Source organism: Bdellovibrio sp. SBM16 (assembly GCF_056175625.1).
Genome location: NZ_JBJKJG010000008.1, coordinates 184,597 through 203,565, shown reverse-complemented (window position 1 = coordinate 203,565; position 18,969 = coordinate 184,597). Strand labels below are relative to the sequence as shown.

The following is an 18,969-nucleotide window of genomic DNA, read 5'->3' as shown; positions in this document are numbered from 1 at the left end:
AACGCATGCGCATCACCGACGGAAGGTCTGAGTCTTCGCCGACAATCATGGTGGCCGACGTGTTCGCAATTCGTAAGTTTTGCTGATCAACAATGCCTTGAATATGTAATTGAGCATTTGGATTATTTGTCCCGATACCGACATAACCATTCAGATAGTGTATAGAAGTACCGCTGGTAATCCATTGACTACTTGTGACTGCCGCTAAACTTGCCGCAGTTGCAGATTGTTGCGAAGAAAGAGTGGTCATCGAAGTTGATAACGCTGAAATTGAAGTTCCTAAATTATTAGTTGTGGTTGTCACCGCCGCAAATGACGTGGCCACACTCGACTGATTTGCCGGTGTGTAACTTAACGCAGAAATCACCGCCGCACTTGTAGAATTTAACTTACTAGCAAAGGCCACGTAGTCAGCGTTTGATAATAAACCACCTGTTACCGACGCCGCCGATGCTAACGGAAAATTAAACGTATGCACTGAACCCACTGAAGAGACACTCGGTGTTGTACCGGCTGAACCGATTGCAAAAGTCTGCGACCCAGAAACTAAACCGTTGAGTGCTAAAATTCCTGAACCGCTTACTCCGAACGCAGCCCAGGATGTGCCATTACAGTATTCGACTACACCCGAATTGTAGCGAAGCGTTCCCGCTAGAGCCAGTGAACACGATGCCGAATCCATTCCGATACGCACACCGCCAGACACATCAAGCTGAGTTACAGGACTTGTAGTGCCTATTCCTACTCTACCTAAATAATCGATCCGCATAACCTCGGTTGGACTAGCCGAGTTTGCCGTGTAAAAAACTAAACCTGTTTGATGAGAAAAACCGCCCAAAGCTATGCCGGCAATACCAGACCATTTGTTTGGCTCTGTGCCGCCCTCCCCGCTATTTTTAAAGCGGATACCAGCACCGTAGCCGGGAGTCATGACATTACCCCCGTTGCGAAGTGTTGCTGGCCAAACTATCTGAGTCGAATCTGTTTCTATGACATCTAATTTAGTAAACGGCGTTACCGTACCGATACCGACCGAGCCAGAAGCCGTAATCGTCATGCGCTCAATCAAACCATCATTGCCACGGGTACCAAACTGTAAACGACCATAACCAGAAACAGAATCTTGAGTCTGCGCACTGATCAGCGCCGTGTCGCTGACATTTTTTAAACCAAACGACAAACCAGTTCTACGGTTATTGGATGCCGCATTGTTAGTAACGTACAGACCAGTCGTATTTAAAAATGATGTTGCATTATTACGACCTTCAAAAATACCACTGAGTTGTGAATTTGAAGATACCACAAGGCTATTCGAAGCAGCCGCCCCCATGTTAACAATTTCTAAAGCTGCAGCTGGTGCTGATGTACCAATACCCACATAACCAGATGAATAGTGAATACCTGATGCAATAGATGACCACTGACTGCTTGTGATCGCAGAAAAACTTGCGGCCACTGTCGATTGAAAACTTGCAACGGTTGCACTCACACTTGATGCGTACGAAGAAACCGAGGCAACAGTCGATGACACCGAAGATACCTCAGAACTTACCGCAGTAAAACTTGCTGGCGCAACCGGCGTATACCCTAACGCAGTAATCACTGAACCTGAAGTCACCGCACCGCTGCCGCCAACCGCTACACAAGAAAAGCTTGAGCCGTTAAAATGCAGTGACTCACTCACCCCGCATGACGGCAATGTTGAAACCTGCACAAATTCAGAGGGCTGAAGTCCCGCTAATGTCTGCGAATCATTGGCATACATCGCATACGGAACCGCATTGATACTCATCGCTGGTAGTGTTTGCCAGCCGTTTCCATCATTAAACTGCATAACGATACGGCGGATGTCGTTGGCCAGCGGCGAATAATTCGCAGGACCTCCGGCATCGCACGATAAAAACGGCGTCGTATTTGAGAACACCTGTTCAAAGGTTGTCGCACTGACCGGAAATGATTTAATGCCACTGCCTAACGAAAACGAAACCAATCCGCTTGACGCCGACATATTTACGTTATTGTAATTTTCAGAATATAAAACACAGGTTGCTGTCGGATCTAAGATCGTAAAACGAAAATTTACACTGACAGCCTGTAAAGGATAACCATCGGGTTTAACTATTTTGGCCTGGTAAGTTGTACGGTTCGGACCGGCGTATACGATAAGGGTCTGCAAGAGCGCAAACACAAAAATAACTAAAGAAAAATGGTTCAGCCAACGCCGTGAGTTCGTCATTTTACCCAGAGCTCCACTCTCGGCACACCATAGCTTGAACCGAAGTCTTCATCATTGGCCGGAATCCCGTAGGTTGAAGGAACCGATCCCCAATACTCTTTCGCACCGATTGCATAAAACCAGTTTATGTGTCCAACCGATCCATCGGCCAATGCGACACTTGTGCCGTTATACTCTAAACCACCCCAGTAGTTACTGGTCGAATCAACGGCAATCGGCACATAACCTGCAACTGCCTGAGAGGTAAAGTTACTGGTCTGCGTCCACCACTGACGAATTGTCGGCGCAGGACTGGCAGGCCAATTCATTCTTAGTTCATATTTACCGGCACGTAAAAAACCAGAGAGTCGGTTTAAGATCGAGTACTTCGTTGTTGTGAGCGGCATCATCGCGTTACTATTTAGCGCCTCCGCATTATCAACAAACAATGAACCCGAAGCGGTATGATAAAAAACTCTCGTCCAGCCACCACCATCTGAAGTCATATCACAATAAACCGGAAGCGGCGAACCAAGATTTCCCGGATCAATCGTGTAAATTCCAGAACCGATTGAGGCTCCCGCATCCAAAATCGCTTTGCAGGAATTGTATGTTGTATACGTGTCGTCTTCTTTGATCCATAGCGCTGTTTCAGAGACACCACCGGCAAGAATACTGGTATCTGCGGGAATTCCCGGCGGTGTTCCGTACGGGGCATCACTGCCAATCGCAAACCACCAGTTACCGTGATTGACCGATCCGTCAAGCAAAGATGAGTCTGCGTTGCCTGGCCCATGGGTGCCGTTGCCAAGCTCCAATCCTCCCCAATTATTCACTTTGCTCTCAGCATAGGCTAACACTTTAATCGGCACTACCCCATCGACATCAACATCAGATAGTGGATTTGTCGTTTGCAGCCAGATATTTTTTTGTGCGTAACCTGGCCAGGTCATGCGAAAGTGATACTTACCGTTGCTGATAAAATCTGGAATCTTATCTAACGCTGAATACAGATTATGGTTGGCATCATTCGTATTGGCGCTTATTGCAGCTGAAACTGTCGCAAAATAGCCGCCGGATACATGATGGCGAAAAATTCGCGTCCAGCCACCGCCATCTGTGGTCATGTCACAATAGGTCTGATAAGCGCCGCCTGCACCTAGCAGGTCAGAATCGATGGTATATACGCCATCGGCCGCACCGCTAATGACATTTTTAATTTCTAAACAGGATTTGGGCTGACAAAGGGTTTTTGCGGCAAACGACGGCGTGCCGTTGATAAACGAATTCCATTCAGCCGAAGTTTTGGTCGGCACAAAAAGATCACTGCTTGCATGATTATTCTGGATATTGTAGCACGCCCCTTGGGCTCCACCATTAGGTGCATAGATACGCATCGAACTTCCGCCAGCTGGAATACGATAACCATCAGTCAGGTTATTAATCCCTGTTAAAATCGGCAAAAAGATGAGAACTACAAGAAGCTTTTTCATATTATTGTTTGAGTAATAGTTTTTCCAGACGTTCCAGACGTGATTTAAGATCTTTGTTTTCTTTTTCTAACTGCTGCATACGCGCCGATGCTTTCTCATCCACTGAAGCCACCGCACGCTTAACATCTTTTATATCGGCTTCGCAGCGCATTTGCGCCTCGACACGTTCTTTATGTTCTTGTTTTAAGGCTTCAACTAAAATCGCCACGATGTTACCGTATTGCACAGCTTTGAACCCTGAATGCTGGTCGGTTTTGACCAGTTCTGGATAGACTGCTTCCACTTCTTGGGCGATAAAACCTACGGTTTTTTCTTTTGTGTTACGCCATACGAAATTTACACCGCGCAGTTGCATTACTTTTGTTAATGCATCCGGAAGTGTGATGATCTCTTCTTTTAACCGGCGGTCAGAGGTATATAGGTACGCCACGGCTTTGACCGAACCGCTCACTTCTAATTTTTCCGAAGGCGAGCTTGTACCGATACCTACGTTACCTGAGTTTTTCACAAATAAACCGTCGTTATCAGACGGACGCCAAGACTGAGCAATAGCTACCGGGAATGAGTACTCCAATCCACCGTACATACCATCTACCGCACCACCGGCTGCGGCTGTTCCTGCATTAAATGTTGTCGCCACCGAATTTTGGTGCGTGATCCGTGTAAAGGTCGCATCACTGTTATACGTCATACGAATCGTCATTGTTGAAGACGAACCTACGCCACCTTTATTACGTACACGGAAATTAAATGTCGAACCAGATCCCGAGCCTTGACGTCTGACATCGATCACATAGTTTTTACGGCCTTCCCAGCCGGTAGAACCAAATCCCACCGGAAGCTCCAACCAGTTTGGATAAAATGTACCATTTGAATAGGATGCAAGAGACACCTGGAAGTTTAAGGCATCAATCGTACTGCTGTTGTGTACTGTCATATGGAAAGTCACATGCGTAACTTTGCCATTATTCGTTAACGAACCGATTGCATAAGTGGTATTTGAAACACCATCAACAGTTAAATTAAACTGCTCGGTCACAACACCACCGGCAGTCAGCGAACCATTTACATCTAATGTTGTAAGTGGTGAGGCCGTGCCAATACCGACATTGCCTCCGGTAAAATAACTCTCTTGTCCCGATGAGAGTAACACTCCGATTGTACCAGAGGCGTTGTACAAATTTAACTGTCCATGATTAGTTGAACCCAAATCACCCAGCAACGCATTTAATTGGTTGTTTCGAGTTACACGAACAGCAATATTATCACTCTTTTCAAGATGCAATACCGACGCTGGCGCACTGGTACCGATACCCACGTTACCAGAAGTTTGAAGAACCGTGATACCCGCTGGGTCTGCAGCATCATAGGGTCTTAATCGAAAATTCCCCGCTTGATTGAACAGAGCAATAGGTTTTCCCGTAATATTATCACCGTTCGAGATCAACTCAAGCACACCCCCATTAGATCCAGAAGATTGAATGCTTACAAGAGGATACGAAGAACCGGCCACCGTCACTTGCCGACCTGGTGCACTTGTACCGATACCGACATTGCCTGCCGTGTAGTGAATTGTCGATCCACTCGTAGTCCACTGAGTTGATGACGTTGCTTGCGCCGGAGAATATCCTAATGCTGTCGAGATATCAGATGCAGATAACTGTGCCCCACTGGTCACGCGGCCTTTGCCATCCACAGTGACTTTTGTGTACTGCGTGCCACTTGTCACTCCGACAAAACTTGGTAAACGTGCTTCTGCTAAAATTCCGGTAGCTGACGCTGAACCTAAATCAAGTGAGCTGACCGTGGCAAAACCACCTAAACCTAAATTAGCACGCGCCGTTACCGGCGAAGTTAAATCGGATAAATTATTAGAACGTACTAAGTAGTTGGCTAAGGCTGTAGCCGATGCCGGCGTATAACCTAACACCTGCGCAATCGAAGCCGCACTTGAAGTAATTTTATTCGAAAAATTTAAATAATCTGTATTTGAAATAAGACCGGCCGTTACTGCCGCAGTCGATGCTAACGGAATATTTAACGTATGCACACCATTGGCCGTTACAAACGCAGGTGTAGTGCCGGTGATCGCGTTAGCTAAAGTTTGCGTTTGTGAAGTTGAACCGTTAAACGATACAACGCCTGAAGATGCGACACCTAACGATGTCCAAGCCGAGCCATTACAATATTGTAAGCTTCCGGCATTGTATCTAATCGTACCCGCAAAACTTGTAGCACAAGTTGCCGACTCCATACTAACTCGTATACCACCTGCTACATCTAATTGAGTCATAGGAGTAGTTGTTCCGATACCTACGTCACCGTTGTTCTGTATATATAGGTAGCTCGTTTTAACCGGACCACCGACTTCCTTACCGAAAGCAATATATGAACTGACCGTTTCGCCCATTGTTAAATGAACAACCCCTGGATTAACAGCAGCAGTAAGCGAATTCATCTCAAGTGCCGCATTTGCCGTATCCGATAAACTAGTCCCAGCATGAATTTCAATGGTGTCGTTATTTGCATTCACCAGACCGTTAGCTCTGACAGTACCACTCACATGTAAGGACTCTGATGGTGAGTTCACACCAATACCCACATTACCGGTATTGTAGTAAATTCTAGATCCATTTGTTGTCCACTGAGTTGACGAGGTGGCCTGCGCCGGCGTAAAACCCAGCGCCGTTGAAATATCAGATGCCGCCAACTGCGCGCCACTGGTTACACGACCTTTACCGTCCACAGTCACTTTCGTGTATTGAGCGCCAGAAGTCACACCGGCAAAACTTGGTAAGCGTGCCTCGGCTAAAATTCCGGTAGCCGATGCCGAACCTAAATCAAGTGAACTTACGGTCGCAAAACCACCTAAACCCAGATTTGCCCTTGCTGTTGCACTGGACGTTAAATCAGATAAGTTATTTGAACGCACTAAATAATTTGCCAGATCAGTGGCCGAGGCCGGTGTATAACCTAACACCTGCGCAATTGATGCCGCACTTGAAGTAATTTTATTTGAAAAATTTAAATAATCCGTATTAGAAATTAAACCAGCCGTCACTGCACCAGTTGAGGCTAACGGAATATTTAATGTATGTACTCCGTTTGCTGTTACAAACGCCGGCGTTGTACCGGTAATCGCATTAGCTAAACTCTGAGTTTGCGAAGTTGAACCGTTAAACGCCATCACTCCGGCAGAGGCCACACCTAACGATGACCACGCCGAGCCGTTACAGTATTGCAGACTTCCGGCATTGTATCGGATCGAACCAGCAAAAGTCGCATTACAAGTAGCGGCGTCCATTCCGATACGCACAGCACCAGTTACATCTAATCTCGTGACCGGAGCTGAAGTGCCGATACCCATGTTACCTGCAGAATCAATGCGAATTCTTTCGACAGATTGAGTACCGAAAATTATTGGCGAACCAAAGTTATCACTCCATAGATATAAACTCTGACCTGCTGGTGTCGGCGCAGTTGATCCCGAACTTCGAATACCGACAAAACCTTTACGAGCGCCGCCGCCATGCCAAAAGTCTACACCGATCGTCGATGCTGAATTGTTAGATTCGATACGCATCTGAGCATCCGCATAAGCCCCACCATTAATATGAAATCGTGTATCTGGAGCTGATGTGCCAATACCGACATTGCCGGTGTTATAATAAATCGTTGAGCCGCTGGTTGTCCACTGCGTAGCAGATGTACCTTGCGCCGGCGCATAACCTAAAGCTGTCGAAATATCAGACGCTGATAATTGCGCGCCGCTGGTTACGCGGCCTTTACCATCAACAGTCACTTTGGTGTACTGCGTACCAGAGCTCACTCCGGCAAAACTTGGTAACCGCGCCTCAGCTAAAATGCCCGTAGCCGATGCCGATCCTAAATCCAAAGAGCTTACCGTGGCAAAACCGCCTAAACCTAAGTTTGCACGCGCGGTAGCTGATGATGTTAAGTCTGATAAGTTGTTTGCACGTACGGCATAGTTGGCTAACGCTGTTGCAGAGGCCGGCGTATAACCTAACACCTGCGCAATCGAAGCAGCACTTGAAGTAATTTTATTTGAGAAGTTTACGTAGTCAGTATTAGAGATAAGACCGGCTGTTACCGAGCCCGCCGATGCTAATGGAATATTTAAAGTATGCACACCGTTGTTAGTTACAAAGTTTGGCGTTGTGCCGGTAAAACCATGAGCAAAGTTTTGAGTTCCTGAAGTCGAACCGTTTAATGACTGCAATCCAGCGCCACTTACGCCGAAGGCAGCCCAGGTCGTGCCATTACAGAATTCAACAGCTCCAGCATTGTAACGGATAGTACCAGCGTAACTCACAGCACAGGTTGCAGATTCCATACTGATACGCACACCACCATTTACATCTAATCTTGTAACCGGTGCGGAAAGACCAACGCCAATATTGCCCGTAGTGCCTTTAATTCTTAAACCTTTAGCAAAAGCATTTCCTGCACCCAAAACTAAATCTCCGGTTGCTCCTTGAGCTAAAATAGAGAGATCGTCATCTGCTGTTGAGGCAAACCCCACCCAACCATGAGCCCCATCGGTGGCGCCTTCAAAACTAATAATACTCGACTGAGAAACACCGTCTTGATCGTCACGTAAAATTAATTTTTTTGTCACTGAATTAGAAATTTCAAGTGGCGCTTGCGGTGCACTTGTGCCGATACCGACATTGCCCGTGATATAGTGAATACTGGTACCACTGGTCACCCATTGCGAACTGGTGATTGCGGCAAATGATGCAGCAACTGTGTTTTGCAAACTAGTCACTGTCGAAGAAACCGAAAATACGGCTGATGAAACGGCCGCAACAGTCGATGAAACCGAGGCTACCGTATTTGAAACCGAATCAACACTTGAAGTTACTGCCGTAAGGCTTACCGCATCCACCGGTGTATAACCTAAAGCCGAAATCACGGCCGCACCAGATACTGCCGATGGTGCCGGTAAACATGAAAATCCACCCAGACCGGTAAAGGTTAACGCCTCACCCGCACCGCAACTGGCAAGTGATGAAACCTGCACAAAATCAGATGCCGGCATGCCATTTAAGGTTTGTGAATCATTGGCAAACATTGCATATGGAACCGCATTGATTGTCATTGCTGGCAGTGTTTGCCAGCCGGTACCGTCATGAAATTGCATCACGATTTTACGTGTATCATTAGCGCTTGGTGAGTAAGTGGCAGGACCACCGCTATCACAGGCTAAAAACGGAGTGATGTTTGAAAACACCTGCTCAAAAGTAACAGCTCCCACCGGAAAGTTTTTTACCCCAGATCCTAAGGCAAAAGATATTAAACCACCAGTCGAAGACATGTTCACAGAATTGTATGATTCAACATACAAAATACATGAACCGGCCGGATCTAAAATTGAAAATCTGAAATTTACATTGCTGGCTTCAAGCGGGTAACCGTCTGGTTTTACGATTTTGGCCTGATAAGTTGTGCGATTAGGACCGGCAAATGCCTGCGGTGCGTTTGTTACTGCAAACACAAAAAGCAAGATTAAAAAAATCAGATGGTTAATCTGTCGCCCGCTTACGTCCTTCACACCTTACTTGTCGGAAGAGTTGACAAAATATTTAGGATTTAAGTCAGTTTTGTTTACCTGTAGTGTACTATCCTGAGACGCTCTTTACTTTTTATTTTGGTTATCAAATTTAGCTAAAAAATTCTTGACCAGATCTTCACGCTCAAGGGCTGTTACGGGACGATTTCCCATCTCATGACATACAAACAGACTTTGATCTACTTCTAACAAAAAGCGCGACGGGGATACCGGACGAACCACACCTTGTTTTTTGCGCTGGCGGCAGTAGCTTAACGTCAGCTTCTCCTGCGCACGGGTGATGCCTACGTAAAATAGCCTGCGCTCTTCATCAATATCAGAACCCAGACGTTTATGCGGCAGCAAATCTTCTTCTACACCAACTAAGATCACATGCGGAAACTCTAATCCCTTCGAGGCATGAAACGTCATCAGCTGCACTTCATCTTTTTCTTCTTCGTTACCGACATCATCGCGAAGCTGCATACTGTCGACAAAATCTTTCAGCGTTCCAATTGATGGATCACGGCGGCCAACATAGCTTTCTAAAATACGGCCGACGATTTCAATCACCTGCCATTTTTTTTCAAAAGCCATACCTTCAGAATTTTTTAATAAATAATCGCGATAGCCGATTTCACGCACTAAAAATTCAAAACGTTTAGAGATGGTCTCTCCGATTGTAGTGTCATCGAGTAACCGGGTAGGAAATGTCCAGATCCAGTCGTTAAAAGTATCAAGAATCTGCCCCTTGTCTTCGGGAAGGCCGGCTTTATCCCATTTCTTTGATGCCTGCGGAAGATTAAGACCAACCTCCTCGGCATAAGTAATAAGTTTATCTAGGGTGTTATCCCCTAATCCACGCGGCGGAAGATTAACAATCCGGCGAAACGAAACTTCATCATCACTTAGTGACTGTTTTAAAAACGCCAGCCAGTCTTTGGCCTCTTTACGGTCAAAGATCGAAGTGCCGCCGGTGATGGTGTACGGAATCTGGCTCTTACGAAGCGAAGTTTCGATAAAGGCACCCTGCGTATTTGAACGGTACAATATAGCGATATCTTTGTTTTTTCCGCCGGCCGCTTTAATCGCCTGGATTTCGCGGCAGACAAAATCTGATTCTTCGTCTTCGTTATCCAGGATAAATACTTCGGGCTTTTGATGCTCGAGTTTTTTCTTCTTTTCAGAACGTAATACTTTTCCGTGGCGCTTTTCATTTTTTGCGATAACAGCGTTGCCAAGATCTAGAATCGATGAGGAAGAGCGGTAATTACGTTCTAACTTAATGACCTGACAGTTCTTCCAGTCTTTCGGAAAATCCAGGATATTTTTAATCTCGGCCCCGCGCCAGCCGTAAATCGACTGGTCATCATCACCTACCACCGCAAGGTTTTGGTGTGAATCCGAAATGGCACGGATTAATTTCATCTGCTCGATATTGGTATCTTGAAACTCGTCGACCATGATCTGCTGAAAACGCTCTTGCGTCTGGACCAGCACTTCGGGATGTTCCTTAAACAGGCGCAGCGGCTCAAGCAGTAACCCTTCAAAATCCACCACTCCTAAACGGAGCAACTCTTTTTCATAACCGGGCGCCAAAGCTTCGGCCATCTCGTGGTATTCAACCAGTTGATCGACCGGCAACTTTTTTTTGGCGCGCAGCAGATTCACACATTCTAAGACTTTCGAGAAATCAAATTTGTCTTTGGTGGTATTGCGTAGATTTTTCGCCAGATCTTTTAAAATCGCCTGCGAATCCGATTGATCTAAAATTCCAAACTGTGCCGGTAACCCGCACAACTTATGGTTCTTACGTAAGAGCTGTAAGCCAAACGAGTGAAATGTTCCAGCCCACAGACCCTTGGCTTTCGGCCCCACTTTAACCGATACGCGGTGCTTAAGTTCGCGGGCCGCTTTATTGGTAAACGTGAGCACACAGATCTGTTCAGCTTTGGCGATTTTATCTTCGATCAACCGACCGGTGCGCGACACTAACACCGTGGTTTTACCTGAGCCGGCGCCGGCTAAAATAAGAAGCGGACCGTAATTATGATTTACGGCATCACCCTGCTCTGGATTAAGTCCTTCGGTCCATTTACTCACGAAAATATTTTCTTAAATCTTTTACGGACGATTGTGCATTAACGTGCGAACTTCGTCAGAGAAGATCACATCTACTTTGTCAGAATAAACTTTAACCACAAAGCCAATACCAAACTTAACGTGGTTCAGTTTTTGTGACTCTTTAAAGCTGCCTTTGATCGAATACGGCACAGCTTCTGCACCCATGTTGTTGGAATTATAAATTTCAAACTGGCCGACATGCGATTTTGCCGAGGGAACTTTTGTCTTTGCTGTTGTTGCACCAGATAAGCGGCGTGCACTAGGTGCATCTGAACCGGTTTTAGGTAAGGTGTAAGTTTTTACCGACTTACAGGTTTCACATTCTAATTTTGCACTCGTAGAAGTTTTGTGGGCGATCACCTTATGGTAGCGTTCAGCTTCGCATTTTTTGCATAAAGTGTAGAATGATTTTGCCACCGGCGGTAACGTTAATTGACTCATATATTTCCTAGCGTTCTTTCTTTAATTGATAAACTGTAAGGGGTGCCGTTAACTCTTTCGACGCAATTTCGGATGCACTTAAGTAATACGGGCCACCATTTTTTTGAATTAGATGCTGCATCTCAATCATAGATTGTTCACTTTTGGGATCAATCAAATAACCAGACGGGCCATATTTTTCCAGAAATGCCAGGTCTTCTTGTTTAGTGAAAAATTTTTCCCAGCAATCGGTGTTTACTTCGCAGCGGTAAGTCATGGTTTTGGCGTGTGTATGCAGTGGCGCATACGAGCCGATCATCTCTAAGTGACCGTAATGCGAGTGCAGTCGAAGTGACGGCGATCCCCATTGCGTCATACCAGAACACTGTTCAACATTGGCATACCAAAGGGCAAAGGCCTTTGATAGAAAGCCTAGACCGTAGAACTGCTCTTCTTTAGGTAAAAAAGAGTTTACTGAACAAAGATCGTAAGCCACCCACTCACCTTTGTGCATGGTCGGGATAATGATAAACAATGATAACGGACACCATTCTTCGGTTTCCGGTAGCGCTAATTCTTTAACGATCTTCGGAGAGATTTTTGCTGTGCGGCCGGCAAAACCGGCAATAAAGCCCGGCATCGCTGCACAATCATAAAAAACCCAGCGCGGAATTGCCAGGTCCTGTTTTCCGAACGATTTCCACTCGATCTGATAAATGGCATCGGCAAATGCAAGTTCATTTAAGTTTAACGGATTTTTATAAATCGGCTCGTGCATGAACCAGTCAAGGTGATGCCGTGTTCCCGGCTGAGCGATCTGGTTTTCTGGGCGCACAAACACGTACGGGCGAATATCGCCCGACTCTAACCATGTTGCTTTTGCTAATAGAGGATTTAACACTATTTGCCTAACGGTGAAATCATTGTTTCAGGACGAACTACTTGATCAAATTTTTCGGCTGTAAGTAAACCCAACTTAACTGCTTCTTCTTTTAAGGTCGTCCCGTTTTTATGCGCGGTTTTGGCAATTTTGGCCGCGTTATCGTAACCGATGTGCGGGTTAAGTGCTGTTACTAACATAAGCGAATTATCTAAGTGTTTTTTAATCTGGGTGGTGTTGGCCGTAATGCCAACGACACAGTTATCAGCAAAAGATTCACAGGCATCGGCGATTAAGCGGATTGAGTTTAAGCAGTTAAATACGATAACCGGTTTAAATACGTTTAACTCAAAATGTCCGGTCGCTCCACCAACGTTAACCGCAACGTCGTTTCCTAAAACCTGCGCACACACCATCGTCATGGCTTCAGATTGCGTCGGGTTTACTTTACCCGGCATAATCGAAGAACCCGGCTCGTTTTCTGGCAGGTTTAACTCACCAAAGCCACAACGTGGACCAGAACCAAGTAAACGGATGTCGTTAGCAATTTTCATAAGCGATACGGCAACGGTCTTCAGAGCGCCGTGCAGTTCAACTAAAGCATCATGCGAAGCTAAGGCTTCAAATTTATTCGGTGCCGATACAAACGGGATATGCATTTCTGCGGCGATAGCCGCAGCTGCTTTTTTCGGAAAATCAACATGTGTATTTAAACCCGTACCTACCGCTGTGCCACCTAAAGCTAACTCATGCACATGCGGCAGCGTGTTTTTAATACGCTGAATGCCGTTTTTAATTTGTGTCGTATAGCCGGAAAATTCCTGTCCCAGAGTTAACGGAGTTGCATCCATTAAATGGGTACGGCCAATTTTTACGATATCACGAAACTCTGCAGTTTTTTGCTCAAGCGCTTTGTGTAAATGCACAAGCATCGGGATAAGACGGGAATGTAACTGATCGGCAACCGCGATATGCATCGCTGTCGGAAAAGTATCGTTTGAAGACTGGCCTTTATTAACATCATCATTCGGATGTACGGCTTTATTCGGCAGAGTTAATCCCTGCAAAGTCATCGCACGGTTGGCGATAACTTCGTTGGCGTTCATGTTTGTCTGTGTGCCTGAACCGGTTTGCCAAACAACCAACGGAAAGTGCTGGTCTAACTGGCCAGAGATAACCTCGTCGGCCGCTTTAATGATAAATTCAGCTTTCTTAGAATCAAGCAGGCCCAGTTCTGCATTGGTCATAGCCGCTGCTTTTTTTAATACGCCAAGCGCTTTGATCATCTCACGCGGAAAACGGTCGCCGCCGATTTTGAAATTTTCGGTTGAGCGTTGTGTTTGCGCACCCCAAAGTGCTGAAGCTGGAACTTTAACATCACCCATGGTGTCTTTTTCAATGCGAAATTCATTACTCATAAATATGTCCTCTATTATTTTTTTCTTTTAACTTTTTTTAAACTCACAACGCTCTTCTCACCGCGCGATACTTGCCCAACAGTTGCCTGATCAGTCGGATAGATAACGAGCTCTTGGATATTAACATGCGGCGGTTGGCGCAAACACCATAAAATATTCTGTGCAATATCAATGGGGCTTAGTGGCATCATATCGGCGTAAATCGCATCGGCTTTTTGCTGATTTCCTAAGCGCACAAAACTGAACTCCGTGTTAACCATGCCCGGTTCGATATTGGTAACCCGCACCCCGGTGCCTTTTAAATCCATGCGAAAACCTTCAGATAAAGCGCGCACCGCAAATTTGCTTGCACAGTACACAGCCCCGCCTTCGTAAACCAGACGGCCCGCGACGGATCCCATATTCACGATATGACCTTGGTTTGCAATGATCGAGGCAAAAAATTCTCTGGTTAACCACAAAAGACCTTTTACATTGGTGTCGATCATCACATCCCAGTCTTTGGTTTTTGCAAACTGCACTAACTCGGTGCCCGCAGCCAAGCCCGCATTATTAACCAAAGTACCGACAGAAACGTTTTTCATCGCCTGGATTTTTTTAGCAGCCAATAACACCGATTTTTTATCGGCGATATTACAGGCTACGATCTGCACATCTGCAGCCCCCAACTTTAAACACTGGGCCCGAACTTTTTTAAGGCGATCAGTCCTGCGCGCCATTAACACCAGGGATTTTTTTTCTTTGGCCAACAAATAACTTAGTTGTTCACCGATGCCTGAAGACGCACCGGTAATCAGAGTGTAGATTGCATTTTTCATTGGTCAAAATAGTATCCCAGTGTTAGCGTTTTGCCTATGAAATATTGGCTGATGAAATCTGAACCAGATGTGTTTTCTATCGATCAACTTAAAAAAGATAAAACCACCTGGTGGACCGGGGTTCGCAACTACACCGCCCGCAACTTTATGCAAAGCATGCAGATCGGCGACACCGTGCTGTTTTACCATTCTAATGCCGAACCCTCGGGCGTAATCGGCCTAGCCGAAGTGTGTAAATTAGCGGCGCCTGATGAGCTGCAGTTCGATAAAAAATCCGAATACTATGCTGAAAAAGCTACCGTCGATAAACCGATCTGGTTCTGCCCAGAGATTAAGTTTAAAGCCAAGTTCGCCCGCTTGGTTTCGTTAGATCAAATAAAACACGATCCTAAACTAAAAAATATGGAACTCTTGCGCCAGGGCCGCCTCTCGGTAAGCCCGGTCACCGAAGCTGAATTTAAACATATTTGCAAACTGGGCGAAAAATAGCTATTTCATTGGCATGTTAGTTCAACAGGCCCAGCAAAATACAAAGCTATTCTTAGCTCCGATGGAAGGCGTCACCGATTGGGCGATGCGCGACCTGCTGACCAGTCTTGGCGGAATTGACCAATGTGTGACCGAATTTTTGCGCGTCACTGATAAACTGCACCCCTACAAAGTCTTTGAAAAAAATTGTCCCGAGCTTAAAACCGGCTCAAAAACCAGATCCGGCACTACGGTCTTTATCCAACTGCTCGGTGGCCAGGCGCTGCCGCTGGCTGAAAACGCCTTACGCGCCCACGAAATGGGTGCAGCTGGCGTAGATCTTAATTTTGGTTGCCCGGCAAAAACCGTAAATCGCCATGACGGCGGCGCAAGTTTGTTAAAATCCACTGACCGCATTTACAATATCGTAAAAACCGTGCGCGATGCGGTTCCGCAGTCAACCCCAGTTACCGCCAAAGTGCGCTTGGGCTTTGATGACCCCTCACACTGTTTAGATAACGTCAAAGCCTGCGAAGAGGCCGGGGCCACTTGGGTCACGGTTCACTGCCGCACCAAGACCGACGGCTACAAACCACCTGCATACTGGGAGTGGATCCCAAAAATCAAAGAGCGCAGTAAAGTTAAAATTATCGCCAACGGCGAAATCTGGAACGTCAGTGATTTTGAAAAATGTAAGAATGAAACTAAGTGCGAAGATTTTATGATCGGCCGCGGCGCTCTAAGAAACCCTTACGTCTTCAAAGAAATCAAATCCCATCTCAAAACCGAGACACAGACTTTACCGGATTCATTAGACTTAGTCGTACCTTTTTTTGAGGCCTGCACCGTGTATGTCAACGAACATTTCGCCACCGCACGAACCAAACAATGGTTAAGCCAGTTACGTCTGGCCTCGCCGCGGGCCAAAGAAGTTTTCGACCAGGTTAAGATCCACAAAAAACCGGTCGATTTCAAAACTCACTTAGAAAAATTATTAAATTAAAATAACCTAGAGCACATACCGGCTTTAGCAGTGCGGAATTTTTCGTTAATTTTGTTAAAGATTCTCTGTGAAAAAATATCTTCCATAAATTCCACGTGAAACTGGGTTGAAACGATTTTTCCGTCTTTACTCTCTAACGCTTCCACCGTGCCATCCGGTGAGACCGCCGCTAAATCTACATCAGGGTGCGCTCTGTACTGCACAGCCTGATGATGATAACTATTGACCACCATCTCATTTACGCCAGCGGCACGACGTAAAAAATCATTCTTCGTTTTTAAAAATTTAACGGGATGATCAATCCACTTGCCGTCGCCATGATTTTCAACATGTTGAATCAGTTTAAAGCCCAAAGCCGCTGAAATTAACTGATGCCCGCGGCAGACGCCGAATAAAAAACCTTTTTTAGCCTGGATCCAGTACTTTAAAAAATGAATTTCATATTGATCACGCACCAAATTCACATCGCGCGCATCACGGTTTTGATCCCCATAAACAGTTGGATTAATATCGGGCCCGCCTAACGCCACCACACCAGAAAAATTTTCAGCCAAAGTTTTATAGTAAAGATCACGGTTGGCTTTAGTTAACCCCAATGCTCCGGCCACCGGCATGATATAAACATCATTGGTTGTGCCAAGTTTATCTTTGAATTTTTGCACCCGCTGCTGGCCACCGGATTTTTCTTCAGCCGATAAATCATACCCGCGATTAGCCAAGATCAAGACCGCAGGTTTTTGTCCCAGCTCAAAGCGCTTACCATAACCAAAACTAAACTGCTGTAACTGTTCACGCGAAACCAAAGTTTGTAAATGCGGGTTCTGGCGCAAAAGATTTTTATAACGGGTCATCGCCTGCACCGGCGATTCTCCATCCTGGGCCGCGATGATATACTTTTCATGTTGCGGTGTTGGCTGAACGATAAACAGCTGTATACTTCCCAGACAGATGCTGGAAATAAGAAAGAAACCGGCTGCAATAAACCAACGGCATAGACGCAAAAAATACATGAAAAATTTAGTTACAAAAGCTATGCCTATGCGACAAAGAGCAAACGTCTCATTTTACTACGCTTGTAAAAGCGCAGTTAACTTACCTTCGTCATCTAATGCTTTTAGATCCGTGTAGCCGCCGATCAGTTTGTCGTTGATCAGAATAATCGGAACGGTCATCCAGCCGGTCTTATTTTTCCAGTCGATTAATTCATCGGGTTTGCCGGTTAAGTCGATGATGTCGACTTTGATGCCGCGGTTTTCGAAAAAAGTCATGGCGCGATCACAGTAAGGGCACGGATTTTTTTTTACCATTGTAACTTTAGCTGTTTGGCTCATGACTTTTTCCTAAAATTAAAAACTAAGCGTGGGTCGTTAAGAACTCAGTGATGCGTTCTTTGGGGTGATTTCCCACTAGCTCACCAACTTGTTTACCGTTTTTGAATAAAAGCATCGCAGGGATACCACGGATACCGAACTGACCTGGGGTCGCTGGATTTTCATCAACGTTCATTTTTACGATTTTAACTTTGCCTTCTAATTCGCCGGCAACTTCTTCTAATTTAGGGCCCAATGCACGGCAAGGAGCGCACCACTCTGCCCAGAAATCCACTAGAACTGGAGTTGATGAATTTAAAACTTCTGTTTGGAAAGTTGAATCTGTTACTGGAGATGTTTTTGCACCCATATTATCCTCTCGCGCGCCTGCGGCGCGACTACCTCTATTTCTTTTTAACTAAAGCAATCGCAAACTTTCGGCGATCGTCATCAAGACTGTCTAACTTTTCTTGCCCAGGATCAACAAGAAGCTCTTTGCGTAATGCCTTTTGCTTTTCATTAGTGTGCCGCTTTTTATGGCCTTTTTTCAAGTCGGCATTGATATTAGCAATTGAGCTATTGTAAGCCTCTATTTTTTTATGGTGAAGCGCCTCATTTTCGCTCAGTTCTTTATCAATTTCTGATTTAATATGCTGCAGCTCTTCAGGGGTGACGGCGTCTTTGCTTTTTACATGGGTGAGGTCATCTTTTTTAATCTTGCCGGTAACATGCACCATCTCCTGATCCACGCTTTTACCTGACACCATGAATTTTTCTTCTTGTTTGCGAAAGTTCTGGTCATTTTCGGCAATTTTCTGCAGACGGTCGCGGATTGAGTCGCGGTTTTGCGGCATTAGATTTAAAACATGAGAAACTACTTTAACTGCTCCCACCGGCTCAAATAACAAGTAATCCATTTTTACGCGGTTAATATCATTCGGGTCGATATTCTGGTTTTTATTTAAAATCAGAATCACCTTACCCTGGTATTTGACAACTTCTTTTAAGGTCTGACCGACCCGTAACGATGATAATTTGGCCGACCCGCCCTTAACGACGATAAGTGCCGGATTAAAATTCTGGATAGCCTGCGGCAATCCGTTTTCGCTGGATTGGATGGCCACCTCGAAACCGACTTCAAGTAACGTCTTTTCGACATGCGAGGCAAAAATCACTTCTTCACTGACAATAAGCACTCTATCCATAGGTCTATTCTAGAATCCTTGCGGTGACGTTAGCAAAGAAATT

Annotated in this window: 14 protein-coding genes; 2 read left to right on the top strand and 12 right to left on the bottom strand. The window is 45.6% G+C overall.

From position 1 onward, the window contains the following. From AC04MM_RS10460 to AC04MM_RS10425, 8 genes are all read right to left on the bottom strand, one after another. A partial coding sequence (locus tag AC04MM_RS10460; protein WP_475380300.1) for a hypothetical protein occupies positions 1-2,236 on the bottom strand: 2,236 nt, incomplete at its 3' end. Then, positions 2,233-3,708, bottom strand: a complete 1,476-nt coding sequence (locus tag AC04MM_RS10455) for a fibrinogen-like YCDxxxxGGGW domain-containing protein (protein ID WP_475380299.1) — start codon at positions 3,706-3,708, stop codon at positions 2,233-2,235. The genes AC04MM_RS10460 and AC04MM_RS10455, both read right to left, overlap by 4 nt. 1 nt (position 3,709) lies before the next feature. After that, a complete protein-coding gene (locus tag AC04MM_RS10450; protein ID WP_475380298.1) occupies positions 3,710-9,283 on the bottom strand; it encodes a tail fiber domain-containing protein in 5,574 nt (1,857 codons plus the stop codon). Between the two features lie 84 nt (positions 9,284-9,367). After that, a complete protein-coding gene (locus AC04MM_RS10445; RefSeq protein ID WP_475380297.1) occupies positions 9,368-11,383 on the bottom strand; it encodes an ATP-dependent helicase in 2,016 nt (671 codons plus the stop codon). A gap of 21 nt (positions 11,384-11,404) precedes the next feature. Beyond that, positions 11,405-11,845 carry a hypothetical protein gene (locus AC04MM_RS10440; RefSeq protein ID WP_475380296.1) on the bottom strand — a complete coding sequence of 147 codons (441 nt, stop codon included), beginning with the start codon at positions 11,843-11,845 and terminating at the stop codon, positions 11,405-11,407. Between the two features lie 7 nt (positions 11,846-11,852). Next, positions 11,853-12,725, bottom strand: coding sequence for a hypothetical protein (locus AC04MM_RS10435; RefSeq protein ID WP_475380295.1), 873 nt, complete (start codon positions 12,723-12,725; stop codon positions 11,853-11,855). Continuing rightward, positions 12,725-14,122, bottom strand: a complete 1,398-nt coding sequence (fumC, locus tag AC04MM_RS10430) for a class II fumarate hydratase (protein ID WP_475380294.1) — start codon at positions 14,120-14,122, stop codon at positions 12,725-12,727. Before fumC ends, AC04MM_RS10435 begins: the two co-directional genes overlap by 1 nt. Positions 14,123-14,136: 14 nt before the next feature. Continuing rightward, positions 14,137-14,940 (bottom strand): SDR family NAD(P)-dependent oxidoreductase, encoded by an 804-nt coding sequence (locus tag AC04MM_RS10425; protein ID WP_475380293.1) that lies wholly within the window; start codon positions 14,938-14,940, stop codon positions 14,137-14,139. 36 nt (positions 14,941-14,976) lie between these two features. Here AC04MM_RS10425 and AC04MM_RS10420 point away from each other — a divergent pair, with 36 nt between their 5' ends. Further along, the gene (locus AC04MM_RS10420; RefSeq protein WP_475380292.1) at positions 14,977-15,429 is read left to right on the top strand and encodes an EVE domain-containing protein; all 453 of its coding nucleotides are present in this window, start codon (positions 14,977-14,979) and stop codon (positions 15,427-15,429) included. A 13-nt stretch (positions 15,430-15,442) separates the two neighbouring features. Continuing rightward, the gene (locus tag AC04MM_RS10415) at positions 15,443-16,411 is read left to right on the top strand and encodes a tRNA dihydrouridine synthase (protein WP_475380291.1); all 969 of its coding nucleotides are present in this window, start codon (positions 15,443-15,445) and stop codon (positions 16,409-16,411) included. Here the strand turns inward: AC04MM_RS10415 and AC04MM_RS10410 are convergent. The 4 genes from AC04MM_RS10410 to AC04MM_RS10395 are packed head-to-tail and all read right to left on the bottom strand — an operon-like array spanning position 16,408 to position 18,926. Continuing rightward, a complete protein-coding gene (locus AC04MM_RS10410; protein WP_475380290.1) occupies positions 16,408-17,421 on the bottom strand; it encodes a gamma-glutamyl-gamma-aminobutyrate hydrolase family protein in 1,014 nt (337 codons plus the stop codon). The two genes, AC04MM_RS10415 and AC04MM_RS10410, sit on opposite strands and share 4 nt — an antisense overlap. A 57-nt stretch (positions 17,422-17,478) precedes the next feature. After that, positions 17,479-17,742 carry a glutaredoxin domain-containing protein gene (locus AC04MM_RS10405; protein ID WP_475380289.1) on the bottom strand — a complete coding sequence of 88 codons (264 nt, stop codon included), beginning with the start codon at positions 17,740-17,742 and terminating at the stop codon, positions 17,479-17,481. 22 nt (positions 17,743-17,764) lie between these two features. After that, positions 17,765-18,091: a thioredoxin gene (trxA, locus tag AC04MM_RS10400; RefSeq protein WP_475380288.1), complete on the bottom strand. Its 327-nt coding sequence runs from the start codon at positions 18,089-18,091 to the stop codon at positions 17,765-17,767. 34 nt (positions 18,092-18,125) lie between these two features. Beyond that, entirely contained in the window at positions 18,126-18,926 is an 801-nt protein-coding gene (locus tag AC04MM_RS10395; RefSeq protein WP_475380287.1) for a hypothetical protein, read from the bottom strand. Positions 18,927-18,969: the final 43 nt, after the last annotated feature.